Here is a 17833-nt window from a genome sequence, read left to right as displayed (position 1 = left end):
TCCGTACATGAGCTTAAGATGTGGAATTGTTGGGCTACCCAACGTAGGTAAATCAACCTTATTTAATGCCCTGAGTAACGCCGGAGCCGAATCAGCTAACTTCCCTTTTTGTACCATCGACCCGAATGTGGGCATGGTTCCTGTTCCCGATGACAGACTGCATATACTGGCAGAGCTGGCTGAATCCAAAAACGTACTGCCGGCTACCATCGAGTTTGTGGATATTGCCGGTTTGGTAAAGGGTGCTTCTGAAGGAAAGGGGAAAGGGAATGCCTTTTTATCTCATATTCGGGAAGTTGACCTGATCCTGCATGTGGTTCGTTGCTTTGATGATAACGATATAATTCACGTGGAAGGAAGTGTTGATCCCGAGCGGGACATTCGCATCATTGAGGAAGAATTAATTCTGAAGGACCTGGAATCGGTTGAAAAGCGGGTGGAGAAGCTGAAGAAAGAAGCTAAAGGCGGCGATAAAGCCAAAGTAGCCCAGTTAGAGATCGTTCAAAGGCTGGCTGATCATTTGGGAGAAGGCAATTCAGCCCGGACTTTCGAAGTCTCCAAAGAAGAGAGGGAAGCCTACAAAGACCTGTTCCTGCTATCCGATAAACAGGTGCTTTATGCCTGTAACGTTGGAGAATCTGACCTGGAAGACGGGAACGAATACGTGGATACCGTCAAAGAGATTGCTTCTGAGCACGATGATGAAACCGTAATGTTTTGTGCTAAGATTGAAGCTGAAATCGCCGAGCTTGACGAAGATGAAAAAGAAATGTTCCTGGAAGAATTGGGCGTACCAAGTGCAGGCTTAGACCGACTGATTAAAGGAGCCTTCAAAGAGCTTGGGTTGATTACGTATTTCACAGCCGGACCTAAAGAAGCGCGTGCCTGGACCATCAAAAAAGGGACTAAAGCCCCACAGGCAGCCGGGGTCATACACACTGACTTTGAAAAAGGATTCATCCGTGCCGAGACTATTGCTTTCAAGGACTATGAAGAACTCGGCTCAGAAAAAGCCGCTCGCGAAGCCGGAAAAATGCGTCAGGAAGGAAAGGAATATGTTGTGCAAGACGGTGATGTACTGCTTTTCCGTTTTAATGTTTAAGGGTTTAAGCTCCACATAATTTCATAGACATCCTTTTAAGTGTGGCCGGGTTTGGCTTTCTTTGTGATGAATTTTATTTCATACCACAGAGAAGGCATCCAATGAAAAAAACTATTTCCACACTCATCCTGGCTTTTAGCTTAATTAACTTTTTTGCGGGCGCAGGAGAACTTCAGGCTCAAAACAATGCAGATCTGCTGATTCTGAATGGAACCATCGTAGATGGAACCGGGGAAGATGCTTATCAGGCAGATCTACTGGTTCGTGGAGATTCCATTCATACCATTGGTGAGATCAGCCCGGATACCCTTCATGGAATACGAATGATAGATGCATCAGGGAAAGTGGTAGCTCCCGGATTTATTGATATGCATGCTCACGGAAATCCGATTCGAACACCGGAATTTGAGAGCTACCTGTCGATGGGTGTTACTACTATTCTGCTTGGTCAGGATGGTTCCTCACCTGCAAGCGGTTCTCTTGCTGATTGGTTTGAAGAGGTGGAAGCTGCAAAGCCGGCGGTTAATGTAGCTGCTTTAGTGGGGCATGCCACTCTTAGAAGATCGGTAGGTTTGAACGAAGACAAAGAAGTATTTGACCGTGATATCGAGCGAATGCAAGCCAAGCTACGAGCTGACCTGACAGCCGGTACCTTTGGGATGAGCCTTGGACTTGAATATGTGCCGGGGCTGTATGCCAAGCCCGATGAACTAACTGCTCTTGCCAAAGTTGTAGGAGAATTTGACGGGATCGTAATGAGCCATATGCGCAGCGAAGACGACTCTCGGATAGCTGAATCTTTAGAAGAATTGGCTGAGTTGGGGCAATATGCTCGCGTTCATGCATCTCACTTTAAAGTTGTATATGGAAAAGGAGAAGAGCGGGCTGAAGAAGTACTGAATCAGATAGAGTCTTACAATGAAGAAGGAATTACTTTCACTGCAGATACCTATCCGTACGCAGCCAGCTACACCGGGATTGGGATTGTGTTCCCAACCTGGGCCAAAACAGAGAAAGAATGGAAGGCCATCATGAAGGAGAATCCAACGCTGCTGCGGGAGTTTCTGGAATCGAAAGTGGAACAGCGAAACGGCCCGGATGCAATTCTGTTCGGGTCAGGTACATATGCCGGGCAAACACTGGCTGAAGCAGCAAAAGCCGAAGGTGTAACTCCCATTGATTTTCTGCTTCAAATGGGTCCAAATGCAGGATCAGCCGCTCATTTTGTAATGAATGAAGAGTTACAGGATCGCATTGCCATAGCGGATGGAGTAATGATCAGTTCGGATGGGAGTCCGGGTATGCGTCACCCAAGAGGCTACGGCAGCTTTGCCAAAATCATTCGAAAATATGTGGTAGAAGAGCAATCCCTTTCCATAGAAGAGGCCGTTTATAAGATGTCGGGACTGTCTGTACAAACACTTGGAATAACTGATCGGGGTGTACTTCAAACCGGTAAAAAAGCAGACATCGTGATTTTTGATCCGGAACAGGTGCAGGATAACGCCACTTTCTCATCTCCCCACAAACCGGCCACCGGATTTGAGTGGGTGATTGTTAACGGCCGGGTAGCAAAATCCGGAAGCGAAATAAGTAAACAGAGAACCGGAATAGTTTTGAGGGATGAGAATTGAAAGTTGATTCAGGGGACAGACACTTGCTCTGCAAATATCTCCCTATTTTACTTTCAATCGTTCTTAGACCCATCTTTTAGTTTACGGCGCAATGTCTCTTTCGTCTCCTCATTACAAAAAGCAGCATCTATAGCGTGATGGTTAACACGAAAAAAGTGTTCGGGTTTCCAGTTAAAGTGCTTATTCAAAGAAGAATACTCTTCGTTCAAAGAAACATTGGAAATTGTACGTCCGTCTGTATTGATACTCAGTGAATTTCCCCGCTCGTAGATTTCATTGACCCGGTGATTGGCCACTGAATCGTAAATCCCGGTTTGCACGTTACTGGTTGGGCACACCTCCAGGTGAATGTTTTGTTCTTTGAGGTGACCCATGAGTGCATCGTCTTCCAGGCTTCGAACGCCATGACCAATTCGGGAAGGGTAGAAATTCTGTAAAACTTCACGTACGCTTTCCGCTCCGCACGCTTCCCCGGCATGGGCCGTGCAGGGAATGTTGTTTCGATTGGCGTATTCAAAAGCTTTGATGTGGTTATCAACCGGCAGGGTTTCATCAGCGGCTATATCAAAACCGGTAACACGGCTGCCTTTAAATTTTTCCACGAGCCGCACGGTTTGCATGCTTTGTTCTTCTGTAAAATGGCGAAGCGTGCACAAGATGATTCTCGCTTCAATACCCGTTTCATTTATCCCTTTGGCAGTAGCTTCATCTACAGCTTGCACAACCTCTTCTGCGGTCAAACCCTTGTTGCAATGCTGAAGCGGGGCGAAACGGATTTCAGCGTAAATCACATGATCTTTTTTCAGCTGTTGGAACAGATCGAGAGTTACCATCTCCAGCTGCTCTTTGGATTGCATGAGGGCTATGGGTTCCTGCGCACACTTCAGGTATTCATCCAGACTGGAGCAGTTGGCCGGAGCAATAAAATCTGATTTATATTGCTCCTGGGTTATTCCGGGACGTAAATGTTTAACCACATCAAAGCTTAAAGAGCAATCCAGGTGTAGATGTAATTCAATTTTTGGCAGCGAGTTTAAATTCATTTAATGAGTTGATATTCTAAGTATCAAAAAGAAATTGCATGGAAATGGCATTTTACCGGGGTGGATGATATGTAATCTATATTCGTAATTAGAATCAAAAAAAATTAGTTTCCATGTTCATTGTACACGTTCAAAATAATCAGATTCAATGTCTAAAAAACTTCTCTTTTTACTGGACGGAATGGCGCTGGCCTACCGTGCACACTTTGCGTTTATAAACAGCAGGCTTAAAAACTCGGAGGGCATTCCAACCGGACCCGTTCTCGGTTTTGCCAATACCCTGGAGAAAATGCTGGACGAAGAGAAACCGACTCACATTGCTGTTGCCTGGGATACGCACGAACCCACGTTCAGGCATGAAGAAGATGAGGACTATAAAGCCAATCGCCCGCCCCAGCCAGAGGAATTAACCATTGGTATCCCGCTTATCAAAGAAATGGTGAAGGCGTGGGGAATCACGAATATAGAACAGGATGGCTACGAAGCGGATGACATTATCGGAACCATCGCCAGCGGCGCAAACGCTGATGATGTAGATGTGATGCTGGTGACACCCGACAAAGATTTTATGCAGCTGGTGCACGATCACATTCGCATGATGAAGCCGGACAACAATAACGGTGGCTTCAATATTATCGATCGGGAAGGTGTGAAAGATTATTTCGGAGTGTATCCGGAGCAGGTGATTGATGTGCTGGCTATGATCGGTGATACCTCGGATAATATTCCGGGGGTGCCGGGTATTGGAAAGAAGGGAGCACCTAAGCTGATTAAGAAGTACGGATCGCTGGAAAAAGCCATCGAAGATGCTCCGAATATCAGTGGAAAACGAGCCCGCGAAGGCTTGATGGAATATGGTGAGCAGGCCCTTCATGCCAAGTTTATGGTCACTATAAAAACCGATGTACCCGAAACTGAGGATTGGGAAGAACTGGAGTGGAAAGGGCCCGACAAGAAAGAACTGGGTTTGTTCTTCAAGCGAATGGAATTTCGAACCCTTACCAAGAAGTATCTGGGAGAGGAAGGTCCGGTTGCCTCAAAAGATGGAGATCAGGTTGACCTTTTTGGTTCATTTAAAGAGGAAGCTCCCAAGCAGGAGCTGGATGAGGATAAGGTAAACTATGAGTTGGTGAACTCTCTGGATGAAGTGAAGAAGCTTGCTGAACAGTTCAAAGATAAAAAGGAATTCTGCTTTGACACGGAAACGGACAGCCCTGATCCTGTTTCAGCCGGACTGGTAGGAATTTCACTTACTGCCACTCCCGGAACCGGCTATTATATCCCGGTGAACGTAGAAGGAGGTTTGGATGAAAAGGAAGTAATAGAAATTCTTCGTCCGTTGTTCGAGAATGAGGAGTCAACCAAGGTGGCACATAACTATAAATTTGACTACCTGATGCTGAAGCGATCCGGAATCGAAATTAAGGGCAAGGCCTTTGATACCATGGTCGCCGCTTACCTGATTGATGCAAATCAGCGCCTGAAAATGGATGAGCTTGCCAAGAGTTTGCTGAACTACAAGCCTGTTCCCATCGAAGAACTCATTGGAAAAGGGAAGAAGCAGATTTCAATGGCAGAGCTGAAGCCGGAAGACGTATATCTGTATGCCTGTGAAGATTCCGATATCACCCTGCGTTTGTATGAAATTCTAAGCGACAAGCTGAAGGAAGACGAGCTGGAGGAGATAGCCTACACCGTAGATTATCCGCTGATGGAAGTGCTGGCTGATATGGAGTATAAAGGCGTAAAGCTGGACACCGATATGCTGGCGGCCTTTTCCAGGGAACTGGACAAAGACCTGAAAGAACTGGAAAAACAGATTTATGACAAGGCGGGAGAGGAGTTTAACATCAATTCTCCACAGCAGCTGGGCACCATTTTGTTCGAGAAAATGGACCTGCCGGCCGGCAAGAAAACCAAAACGGGGCAGTATTCTACGGCCGAATCAGTTTTAACAAAGCTGGCTGCCAAATATGAAATGCCAAGTCTGATTCTGGATTACCGCCAGCTGACAAAACTAAAATCAACCTATGTGGATGCACTGCCGGAGTTGATCAATGAAGATACCGGTCGTATTCATACCGAGTTCAATCAAAGCGTGGCTGCGACAGGACGGTTGAGTTCCTCCAATCCAAACCTTCAGAATATCCCAATTCGAACCAAAAGGGGGCGAGAGATACGAAAGGCATTTATTGCGGAGGAAGGGTATAAGATCATGTCTGCCGATTACTCACAAGTTGAACTTAGGGTTATTGCACATATTGCCCAGGATGAGGCGATGATGGAAGCCTTCAAAAACAAAGAAGACATTCACTCCAGAACAGCAAAGGAAATATTTGATCTGGATTCGCTGGATGAAGTGACGGCCGACCATCGGCGTAAAGCCAAAGAAGTAAACTTCGGAATTCCTTACGGGGTAAGTGCCTATGGGCTTGCTTCACGTTTGGGAATTGAGAATAACGAAGGCAAGGAGATGATAGATCAATATTTCGAGCGGTTCCCGAATATTCTGAATTACATCAATGATACAAAGGAGTTTGCCCGGGAGCATGGTTATGTGAAAACCCTGCTGGGCCGTCGCCGGTATATTCCTGACATCAAATCTGGGAACTGGAACGTACGGGGCTTTGCCGAACGAACGGCTATCAATATGCCGATTCAGGGAACAGCTGCCGACATCATTAAGCTGGCCATGATTAACATTCATCACTGGCTGAAGAACAACAACAAGAAAAGTCGCATGCTGCTGCAGGTGCATGATGAGCTGATCTTCGAAATTCATGAAAGCGAACTGGATGAAGTGCCTGCCAAAATCAACGAACTGATGGAAACCGCTTTTGAGCTGGAAGTGCCGCTGGATGTTGATTCAGGAGTAGCTGGTAATTGGTTGGAAGCGCATTAAGAGTGATGAGGTGATGAGGTGACACTCGCTCCGGACGCTCTGCGTCGGAGCGAATAGTTGTTGGATGGTTAATCATCATTCTTCCTTTAGCTATCCTTTCCAGAGTTATTAAGGCTCGAATTTTGATTAACCTTCCCGGTTTAACTCTGGAAAGGTTAAAAATGCCCACATCGTAATACCGAAAAAGTACGGAACATTTTGGCTGATAAATCATGTTAGGTCGGCATGAATATCAATACAGACTACGATGTAATTATTGCCGGCTCCGGTATGGGTGGAATGAGTGCCGGCGCCATGCTGGCCAATGCCGGATATAAAGTTCTTATCCTGGAGAAAGCGCATGCTCCGGGCGGTTGTTCTTCTTCTTATTTCCGTAAAGGGTATGTGTTTGAATCGGGGGCAACTACACTGATTGGTTTCGATGAAAATCAGCCGCTCTGGAAGCTGGAAAAAGAAACCGGTATTCAGATTCCACGAGAAGAAATTACGCCAAGCATGTCGGTGTGGCTGGATGGGGAACAGCTTACACGTTACAAAGACCGCGAGCAATGGATTCAGGAATGCGTCCGGGTTTTTGGTAATGCAAACGGACAGCGTGGTTTTTGGAAAGAGGCACTGGCCGTTTCTGATTTAGTGTGGAAGGTTTCACTGAAGAACCCATTCTTTCCTCCCCAAAAAATATCGGAATGGGTAAAGCTGGCTATCAATAATAATCCTTTGGACGTTTGGGTGCTTAAATATGCGATTCAATCCGTGGAAGATGTCATGCAAAAGTACGGCGTGGATACCCCCAAATTTCGCCGATTCGTGGATGAGCAACTGATGATAACCGCACAAGCTAAAGCACATCAAACTCCTTTCTTGTTTGGAGCGGCAGGACTGACCTACACCAATTATTCCAATTATTACGTGCCGGGCGGTTTGCTGGAGATGGTGAATACCATCCGTGCCTTTATTCATGAAAAGGGTGGAGCTCTTCATACCAAAGAAGGAGTTGAAATGATTGATCGGGAAGGAGAGCAGTTCACGGTTAAAACCCAAAATAAAAGAAAGGAAAAGTATACTTATCGGGCACCCATTGTGATCTCAAATATCCCGGTTTGGAATATGAATGGGATTACTTCCGGTGTTGTGAAGGAGTACTTTGAATCGGAATCCAAAGATTTCAACCATGCCTGGGGTGCGATCACGCTGGGGATCGCAACCACCGATACCTACCCGGATGATTTACCCTTGCATCATCAAATCCATTTGGAAGAAGGTAAAACGGTTCCGTTTACCAACTCGGACTCCTTCTTTGTATCCATGTCTAAACGAGAGGATACGGATCGGGCGAAGGAGGGGAGTCGCACGTTGAATATTTCTACCCATGCTTCTCCGGAATTTTGGTACTCACTGAACGGGGAATATGAATCGGCAAAGCAACAGGTGGAAGAGTTTGTCGTTAAGAAACTCGCTGAAAAGTTGCCCGGATTTGCTGACTCAGAAATAGATGTTATACATACCGCAACACCGGTAACGTGGGAAAACTGGGTGTACCGTAAAAAAGGCAGGGTAGGTGGAATTCCACAAAGTATGGCACGAAGCTTGCTCAATTGGACTCCCCACGAAACTCCGTTTAAAGGTTTGTATCTTGTTGGAGATACGACGTACCCGGGACAAGGAATTCCGGGCGTAACTTTGAGTGGAATCAACGTATATTCACGTGTCATCAAGAATCATCAATAAAGCAGAATTTTTTGGATAATTTTTCACCCAATACCCAATTTTCCGTATTCCCACCGGTAATTAAAAACCTTTTGATTATTAACGCACTGGCGTTCCTGCTTACCAAACAGCTGTTTGGTTCCGGCTGGACTCCAATCGGTGCCGCTATTGCTCCGTACTTAGTCCTGAACCCGTTGGGAGAAGGCTTTATGCCGTGGCAGTTGGTAACCTATATGTTTTTGCATGCCGACCTCAGCCACATCTTTCTCAACCTTTTTGCTCTGTGGATATTCGGGCAGGCTATTGAAAACCTTTGGGGCTCGAAGCGGTTTCTCATTTATTATTTATTGACCGGAATCGGAGCAGCTGTCATTCACATGTTTATAGGTGGATATTTTGCCTATACCTTAGGTGCTTCCGGCGCGGTTTTTGGTATTTTGCTGGCCTTTGGAATGATGTTCCCCGACCGATATATCATGCTTTTGATTCCGCCTATACCGATAAAGGCAAAATACTTTGTAGGGTTTTATGGGCTGTTTGAATTGTTCAATGGCTTGGCGATGCCCAACAGCGGAGTTGCACACTTTGCTCACTTAGGGGGCTTGGTGGTAGGTTTTATCCTGATTAAATACTGGGGACTAAAAAAACCGGAATACTATGGCTAACGGACCTTCTTTTTTTACCGGTGGTAATTTGAACAGCGGCAACTACGATTCGTTTGGAAATGCTTTCAAGCGTGGCTTTATGCGGATGCCGGTGGCTATTCGGACCATTATTGCCATTAATGCCGTGGTGTTTGTGATCCAAATGCTGGGCGGGCAGACATTGAATAACTGGGTGGTGCCAACCCTCGGCTTTGATCCATCTTTTCCGACCTTCTTAACTCAACCCTGGCGATTGGTTACCTATATGTTTCTCCATGGAGGTTTCTTTCATTTTTTATTCAATATGCTATGGCTTTGGTGGATGGGAAGAGCCGTGGAAGAAACGTTGGGGCCGAGATCGTTTACCGTAATTTATTTTGGAGCCGGAATATTGGGAGCCCTGCTTGATGCGGGTATTGCCCAGATATTCGGGACTGCGCTGGTAATTGGCGCCTCAGGTGCGGTAACCGGTATCCTGGTTGCTTTTGCGATGCTGTTTCCCACAGCTCCTATCATGCTGTTTTTATTTCCGCCCATTCAGGCTCGTTTCTTTGTGGCCGGATGGATTGCCATCGACATCTTGTTTCTTGGAAGTGCGGATGGAGTAGCCAGGCTTGTACATTTGGGTGGAGCTCTGGGAGGATATTTATTAGTGAAGGCGCATCAAAACGGAACGGACTTAAGTATGGTTATCCGTTACGTAGAATATATGTTTGGGAAAGTGAAACCAGCCGGTACCTCCGGCTCCGGTACTAAACGTCCACGCAATAAAAACATGCATATTGTTCAGGATGCTGAGATTGTGGAAGAAATGGATCAGTCGGAACTGGACGCCATTTTGGAGAAAATATCGAAGAAAGGATATGATTCACTTTCTCAGGAAGAAAAACGAAAACTATTTGAATTAAGTAAGAAAGATTAGGGCACTATGTCGGCAATTAAGAGACGCAAATCAATACAGGTAATGGTCGGGCACGTTCCCGTTGGGGGAGATGCTCCCATTGTGGTTCAATCCATGACAAACACCGATACAGCAGATATCGATGAGACGGCAGACCAGATTGAGCATTTACACCGGGCCGGTTCCGAGCTGGTTCGTATCACCGTAAATAACGACGAAGCTGCTAAAGCTGTCCCACATATAAAAGAGAAATTGATGAACCGGGGAGTTACCGTTCCCATTATCGGTGACTTCCACTATAACGGGCATAAGCTGCTGACTCAATATCCGGATATGGCTGAGGCGTTGGCCAACTTCCGTATTAATCCGGGAAACACTGGCACCAAAACCCGGGACGAGAACTTTGCAACCATTGTAGAACAGGCCATCAGATATGACAAATCAGTTCGTATCGGGGTAAACTGGGGTTCACTGGATCAGCAGCTGCTTGCAGACAAAATGGATGCCAACAACGAATTACCTAAACCAAAATCGGCTAAGGAAGTTATGTTGGATACCATGGTGGAAAGCGCCAAACGTTCGTCCAAACTGGCCGAAGAAGTAGGACTTGCTTCCAATAAGATCATAATAAGTTGTAAGATGTCCGGTGTACAGGATGTTATTACCGTGTACGAACGAATAGCTAAAGAAGTGGATTATCCGCTTCATGTTGGGTTGACCGAAGCCGGAATGGGGATGAAGGGTATTGTTGCCAGTTCAGCAGCATTATCAGTCATTTTACAACAAGGGATAGGAGACACCATAAGGGTTTCACTGACTCCCCAACCCGGAGCAGATCGTGCATTGGAAGTTCAGGTAGCCCAGCAGATTCTTCAGTCACTTAAAATAAGAAGCTTTATTCCACAAGTAACATCCTGCCCGGGATGCGGAAGAACCAAAAGCACCTATTTCCAGGAGCTGGCCGAAGAAATACAGGATTACATTGTTGAATCAATGCCGGTGTGGAGGAAAGTATATCCCGGTGTAGAAGAAATGGATGTAGCCGTGATGGGATGCGTGGTAAACGGACCGGGTGAATCCAGGAATGCTAATATCGGGATTTCTCTGCCCGGAACCTTCGAAGAACCCAAAGCCCCTGTTTATGTAGATGGAGACCATTTCACCACGCTGAGAGGGGATAATATCGGGCAGGAATTCCGGGATATTCTGGATAATTATATTCAGGAAAATTATGGGAAGAAAAAGGCAGTTGAGTCCGAATAGATAAAAATCTTGTAAGCACTTTCATTCATTCTCAGAATTTTAACCCCTGAAATTAAATAACCTTATATTTTAATTTCATTATTTGTCGAGAGTGGCTAAAATTGAAAGATTATATTTAGGTTAAAGAACTGTTAATTAATTACTAATCCCGAGATGGATTGTGCCAAACAGTTTGACGATTAGCCTACATTAGAAAAGCGGTTTTTTGAAAATAATCCTTGAAAAATTGTAAGCGCTTACATTACATTATATTCCAAGAACCGGAACAAATAATGTTGGATTAATGCGCTATCTCTTCATACTCTTTTTTAGCCTTACCACCGCGACTGCCTTTGCTCAATATGGAAAAATTCGCGGAGTAGTTACCGATTTTGAAACAGGGGAAACAATTATCGGCGCCAGTGTAATTATTGAAGGGACAACCAAAGGAGATGCAACCGATGTAAATGGAGAGTACATTATTACAGGAGTTGAGTCGGGTAGCTATAACTTGGTGGTTTCATACATCGGGTACAGCCAGACTACTGTAGAAGATGTACGTGTTTCCATTGATCTGACCACAGAAATTAATGTTGAACTTCGGGCTCAGGTATTGGAAGGGGAAGAGGTTACGGTTACTGCAGGGCGAGAATTGATCAGAAAAGATGTAACGGCGAGCCTTTCTTCAGTAACAAGCGATCAGATTGAAGCTATTCCGGTAGAAAACTTCTCAGAAGTTGTTGAACTACAAGCCGGTGTTGTTGATGGTCACTTTAGAGGAGGTCGTACCGGCGAGGTAGGGTATTGGGTGGATGGAGTTCCCGTAACAGATGTTTTTGATGGCAGCCTTTCAGCAGGTGTTGAGAATAGCTCGGTTAAGGAAGTACAGGTGGTTACCGGTGCTTTTAATGCTGAATACGGGCAAGCCATGAGTGGTATTGTGAATATTGTAACCAAAGATGGAAGCAATAATTTTACCGGCTCGGTAAATACCTTTTTAGGTGATTATGTATCCACAAGGACGGATCTTTTTAGAGGTATTGGGCAGATTAACCCCATCGCGGTACGTAATGTTGAAGCCAGTCTTGACGGCCCCATTATAAAGGATAAACTGTTTTTCTTTGCCAGCGCCCGATATTTTGGAAATGACGGCTGGTTTTATGGCCGGGAAGTGTTCGATTATAATGATGTGGGGATTAATTCACTCGGTCAGCTTGGGCTGGTGGATACCTTGGGCTCCGGTGATTCTTCGCTGGTGAATATGAATCCCTATGAAAAACTGAATGCCCAGATGAAGTTAACCTGGCGTCCTGCTTCAGGGGTGAAGATTGCAGCTAATGCTATTTTTGGTGGAGAAGAGTTTCAGAATTACAATCATTCCGCTCAGTTCATGCCGCAGTTTTCGCGACAGGAGTTTACCAGGAATTACAGCGCCTACCTGAAAGGCACCCATACGCTTTCAAGTAATACCTATTATGATGTTAGCGTATCGAATACCTATAAAATGTATGAGTCGTACTTGTTTGAAGATCCCAATGACTCAAGATATCTGCCGAATGATTATGCGGGATTCCGGGCAAGCAACATCACATCCAACTTTATAGTAGGGGGAACCGATAACGGTCGCACAAGCCGGGAAACCAGCACGTTGATCGGTAAGTTTGACATTACAAGTCAGGTAAACAGCGCCAACCAAATTAAATCCGGTATTGAGTATAGGTATCATTCCCTAAAGTACAGCGACAAAACCTCTATCGTTAACAATCCTAATGGCGGAGTGTCAACCGTTTTTGTGAACTCGAAATATGATGTAAACCCAATTGAGGTTTCCGGTTACATACAGGATAAGGTAGAAATCGGGAACCTGATTATTAATGCCGGAGTCCGTTTCGACTACTTCGATTCAAATTTCAAGGTATTTACTGACCCAACCGACCCTAATGTTGTGTTTGAAGAGCAACGTCCTGAGGACGAAAGTCAGGTATTTGAATCTTCAGAACCCACCTGGCAATTCAGTCCCCGTTTGGGAATAGCTTTCCCGATTTCGGAGACCGGAGCTCTGCACTTTTCTTATGGTCACTTTTTCCAGATTCCAAACTTTAACCTGCTGTACCAAAATCCCTTCTTCCGCCTTGGAAGCGGATCGGGACTGATTGGACTGCTCGGTAACGCAAACCTGAAGCCTCAAAAAACCATTAACGGTGAATTGGGATATAAGCAGGAATTAACCAGTAGCTCGGCTGTAGAGGTAACCGCTTTTTTCCGGGATATCAGAAACCTCGCGGGTACGGCCACCGATCCTACCGTTGTTGATGGTACATCAGTGCGATATGGCATTGTTAAGAACTCTGACTTCGGTTTTATCAAAGGGGTGGTTTTAAGCTTCGAACAGGCGCTTTCAAGCGGACTCTTTTTTACCGCAGATTATACCTTCCAGATTGCCAAAGGAAATGCCTCCGATCCATCTCAGGCCTACAATGCAGCGGCCGCAAAAACTGAACTCGAAAAAAGGATTGTACCATTAGACTGGGATCAGCTCCACACGGTTAACCTGACAGCTAACTATACTTCCAGAAAGGGTTGGGGATTTGGTGCTATTTTTAATGCAGGTTCCGGTTTCCCGTACACTCCGGATTACACCCTTCGCAGCGGAACAACACCTCCATCGGTCAATCCATTAAACAGCCAGCGACGCCCGCCTAAGTACAACCTGGATTTAAACCTTACCAAGAATTTTGAAATGGGCGGCAATCAAAGGCTTCAGGTTTATGCCAAGATTGACAACGTGCTCGACACCGGTAACGAGCAGGGAGTTTTTTCTGATACAGGAACTGCAGAATATTCGCTCTACAGAAATGAAGACCTGAAAACGTTCAGGGGAGATATCCGATATCTGAATGAGAATTACGACCGACCTGATTTTTATAACGAACCGCGACGTGTGGTTTTCGGAGTCCGATATAATTTTTAATTGAATACCAATATGCATTCGTTTGATACTCAAAAAAGCATGAAAAAATTTACATCCAGCTTAGTTTTTTTATTTGCGGTCCTGTTTTTTGCGCAGGATTATGCAACCGCTCAAAATGTGCCCGACTTCCTTAAAGATCCACAATACCGCTCAAGCCGGGAGTACCGAAAAAGTGCTGAATCGGATGGTAATCGCGTGTGGATTACCTTCCACAATACCGGTCTGTTAGGCGGCGTGGGTGAAATTCGAGGACAGTGGCCGCGCGGTTCGGATGTGAATTACATCGGTGATGTATCTCCGGTAATCTCATTGGAAATTCCGGTTGATACCAACGGCGATGGAGAAGCGGATTCATTGGTTCAGCACTCTGTTACAAACTTTGGTCCACGGGCAGGACAGGGTATTCGTCCCGGCCAAACCCGTTTCTGGGGTTTTGAGCCTATGGGAGGTTTTGCCAATGATGATGGTGAAAACGACCGTCCGGCCATCAGCGTGGATGAATCAACCTGGCCGAATCGCTGGCCTGATCAGCCTACCTGGATAGCTCCCGATGGAAGCCCGGAGTGGAATGGTTTCTTTGGCCGCGGTATTCAAAATGCTGATTTCGAGACGTATTTCTGGACCGACGATCACAATGACAAGTATATGAATGACCTGGCTGACCAAGGGGAAATTTCACCCTTTGAGCCGGACAGTACCGATCCTTCCCGGGATGGACAGGGACTTGCTATGAGCGTGCGTGGGCTCCAGTGGTCTCAGTTCCTGGCTCAGGATGCCATGTTTTATATCTACGAATTGACAAACACCAGTACCACAACCTATCCGCGTGTTTCTGTTGGCCTGGTAGTGGGAACAGCTGCCGGAGAAAGTGCAGTTTCCGGTACCGGGGATACTCAGGATGACCTGGCTTTCTTCGATCAGGCTAACCGAATTGTTTATTCATGGGATGCCGATGGAACCAACAATGACGGTAACGACGTGGGATATGTTGGGTACGCCTTTATGGAAAGTCCCGGCGACCCTGAAGACGGTATTGATAACGATGGTGATGGCGATCCCAATGAGTTAAATATTGACGGATTCCCTTATGTAGATCCATCCCTTGCAGGGCAGGGTAACGTATTTCAAAGCCAGGATTTTCAGCCCCGCACTTTGAGTGAAGGCGATCCTATTATTTTGATTGATCAAGAAACAGGCGAACGCTCATTTATATTCCTCGGAAGTGGGACCACCACGGTAACATCTCAGGGTATTGAGTATCAGCTTTCTCCGGGAATGACCCTTGAAGAAGTAACTAAAGAAGTTCAGAACCGAAACGAGACGATTACAGTAACCGAGAAGAATCTGATTGACGATGACCTGGATGGGTTGATTGACGAAGATCAGCTGCTGCACTTTGAGCGACGTCAGCAGGAAATTACCGGTGGCATTCGCTTCCTTCCTGCCTTGTATTACAAAAATTACCTCGGTTTTGCCGAAGATGTGGGTAACGGCACCCCAACCCGCCAAGATTCTATCAACCATGGTCTGTTAAACCCTATGATTGATGAGTCCGGTTCGGACGGAATTGATAACGACTCTGACTGGAACCCGCTTACCGATGATGTAGGAGCTGATGGGGTTTCCGGAACGGGAGATGCCGGTGAAGGAGATGGCGTACCCACTGTTGGTGAACCTAATTTCGAAAACCTTGATGTGGACGAAACCGATCAGGTTGGTCTTTCAAGTTTCTATTACTTCACACCTCCGGGTGCTGTACGTCTGAATGAAGACTCCCAGGTTTGGGATGCCATGTCTCCGGGCTTCTTCACTCCAAATAACCAGCTTAACGAAGACAGACAGGCTGGTGGTGTAGATGGTGACTTTATCTTTAGCTCCGGGTATTTCCGACTCGAGCCGGGCGAAACCATTCGTTTTTCACTTGCTTTGGTATTTGGAGAAGACCTTGCCAACATCACCAACAACGTGCAGACTATTCAGGAAATCTATAACCGGAATTACAACTTTGCCCGTCCGCCGGAAAAACCAACCCTTAAAGCGGCCGTTGGCGATGAACGAGTTACCCTCTACTGGAATAGCATTGCAGAAGAAAGTATTGACCCGATTTTAGGACAGGATTTTGAGGGCTACAAAATCTTCAAAAGTACCGACCCCAACTTCCTGGATCCGGGTAGAATTACTGATGCCTTTGGAAATGATGCTCTGCTGGAGCCGATCGCACAGTTTGATCTGGATAATGGTATTAACGGATTGTGGCAGGCAGCGGAAGACACCTCAACCGGACAGAACGACCCGACCTATGTGTACAACCCTGATCTTGCCGATCGTGTACGTGGTGTACCCTTCTATTTAGGGGATGATACCGGCCTCAAGCATTCCTTTGTTGATACCAATGTGGTGAACGGCCAAACCTATTATTATGCATTGGCTGCATACGATAGGGGAAGTATTGATTTTTATCCCGCTGAGAATAACTTCTCGGTAACTATTCGGGATGACGGTTCTACGGTAACAGATATTAACGTAGTGGAAGTAGAGCCAAATACTCCTGTTTTGGGATACCAGGCCGGTTCTGTTGTAGGTGATGTAGGTCATCCACAGGGAACTGCAACCGGTGATGTATTTGTGGAAGTTCTGGACCCGGTATTCCTGAAAGAAAATGCAGAATACGAAGTACGCTTCCCGGGAAATACCTACCCGGCAACCACCTATTCTGTGGTTAACAATGGCGATATCATACTTTCCGATGTGCCGCTTTCGGATGCCGAATCAAATATCTTTGATGGCATGAGACTGGCTTTCCAGAATGATGAAACCCGTATAAATCAGGATGAATCAGGATGGGTTGACGGTGATTCCCTTAAAATTGACGTACTGGTTCGTGATGGAACGTTGAGTAACAGTCCGTTTTGGCAGTTTTCGGCTTTGGAAGCTCCATATGATTATGAAATTGAATTTTTTGATCAGAATGTTGCAACCTCCCTTGATACGGTGAATGGTACGGGACCAAGTGCCAGAAATACTCCGGCTGTGGATGTCAACTTCACCGTAACTAATACTGTTACCGGAGAAGAAGTACCATTTGCTTTCGATGAAACGCAGGGCACCCAGGACGGAAGATTGGGCGATCGTGAATTCGTCTATATCTACGACAGTTTTGGTGATTCTCTGAGCCCGGTTTTTGAATTCCGAATTGTATATGAAACAGTGCTGGGACAAGGGCGCGTGCCAACAGGAGAGTTGCCTGAAGCCGGCGATATTTATGAAATCAAGACGTATAAGTCGTTTGGTTCCGGCGATACCTATTCGTACACCACTAAATCATCTAACGTGGATAATGAATCAGCCAAAGACAGGCTCGATCAGGTACGGGTGGTACCGAATCCATATGTAAGCGCAGCCAGCTGGGAAGGAAAATTACCGCCAACCATTACGAGCGGACGAGGAGAGCGCAAAATTCAGTTCCAGAATGTACCCGAGGGTTCAACGATACGAATCTTCACGGTTCGGGGGGAACTGGTACGTGAACTTCAGCACGATGCTTCCATCGATCGCGGATATGTTGACTGGGATTTGCGAACAAGAGAAAATCTTGATGTAGCCTATGGAGTCTACTACTATCACCTGAAGGCTCCCGGCGTTGGTACTAAAACAGGAAAAATTGCACTCATTAAATAATGAAAGGTC

At 45.9% G+C, this 17833-nt stretch carries 10 protein-coding genes; 9 read left to right on the top strand and 1 reads right to left on the bottom strand.

Annotated features, from left to right (window positions below):
• The first annotated feature begins 7 nt into the window (after positions 1-7).
• Entirely contained in the window at positions 8-1102 is a 1095-nt protein-coding gene (gene ychF / locus JJ941_RS05995) for a redox-regulated ATPase YchF (protein ID WP_290962825.1), read from the top strand.
• A 101-nt stretch (positions 1103-1203) separates the two neighbouring features.
• Entirely contained in the window at positions 1204-2736 is a 1533-nt protein-coding gene (locus tag JJ941_RS05990; protein ID WP_290962823.1) for an amidohydrolase family protein, read from the top strand.
• A 53-nt stretch (positions 2737-2789) separates the two neighbouring features.
• On the opposite strand, the gene add is transcribed toward JJ941_RS05990, so the two are convergent.
• Positions 2790-3779: an adenosine deaminase gene (add, locus tag JJ941_RS05985; RefSeq protein ID WP_290962821.1), complete on the bottom strand. Its 990-nt coding sequence runs from the start codon at positions 3777-3779 to the stop codon at positions 2790-2792.
• A 148-nt stretch (positions 3780-3927) separates the two neighbouring features.
• On the opposite strand from add, the gene polA reads away from it, so the two are divergent.
• From polA to JJ941_RS05950, 7 genes are all read left to right on the top strand, one after another.
• Positions 3928-6681 carry a DNA polymerase I gene (gene polA, locus JJ941_RS05980; protein WP_290962819.1) on the top strand — a complete coding sequence of 918 codons (2754 nt, stop codon included), beginning with the start codon at positions 3928-3930 and terminating at the stop codon, positions 6679-6681.
• A gap of 225 nt (positions 6682-6906) precedes the next feature.
• On the top strand, positions 6907-8409 hold the full coding sequence (locus JJ941_RS05975; protein WP_290962817.1) for an NAD(P)/FAD-dependent oxidoreductase: 1503 nt from the start codon (positions 6907-6909) through the stop codon (positions 8407-8409).
• 11 nt (positions 8410-8420) lie between these two features.
• The gene (locus tag JJ941_RS05970) at positions 8421-9053 is read left to right on the top strand and encodes a rhomboid family intramembrane serine protease (protein ID WP_290962815.1); all 633 of its coding nucleotides are present in this window, start codon (positions 8421-8423) and stop codon (positions 9051-9053) included.
• Positions 9046-9954 carry a rhomboid family intramembrane serine protease gene (locus JJ941_RS05965; protein WP_290962813.1) on the top strand — a complete coding sequence of 303 codons (909 nt, stop codon included), beginning with the start codon at positions 9046-9048 and terminating at the stop codon, positions 9952-9954. The genes JJ941_RS05970 and JJ941_RS05965 overlap by 8 nt, the downstream gene beginning before the upstream one ends.
• 6 nt (positions 9955-9960) lie before the next feature.
• The gene (ispG, locus tag JJ941_RS05960) at positions 9961-11196 is read left to right on the top strand and encodes a flavodoxin-dependent (E)-4-hydroxy-3-methylbut-2-enyl-diphosphate synthase (RefSeq protein WP_290962811.1); all 1236 of its coding nucleotides are present in this window, start codon (positions 9961-9963) and stop codon (positions 11194-11196) included.
• A gap of 283 nt (positions 11197-11479) precedes the next feature.
• Complete coding sequence (locus tag JJ941_RS05955; protein ID WP_290962810.1) at positions 11480-14146, top strand: TonB-dependent receptor; 2667 nt, start codon at positions 11480-11482, stop codon at positions 14144-14146.
• Between the two features lie 39 nt (positions 14147-14185).
• Positions 14186-17824 carry a hypothetical protein gene (locus JJ941_RS05950; RefSeq protein ID WP_290962809.1) on the top strand — a complete coding sequence of 1213 codons (3639 nt, stop codon included), beginning with the start codon at positions 14186-14188 and terminating at the stop codon, positions 17822-17824.
• The last annotated feature ends 9 nt before the right edge of the window (positions 17825-17833 follow it).

Source organism: Gracilimonas sp., from assembly GCF_017641085.1.
GTDB lineage: Bacteria > Bacteroidota > Rhodothermia > Balneolales > Balneolaceae > Gracilimonas.
The sequence above is the reverse complement of the archived record's forward strand: the minus strand, read 5'-3'. Positions and strand labels throughout refer to the sequence as shown.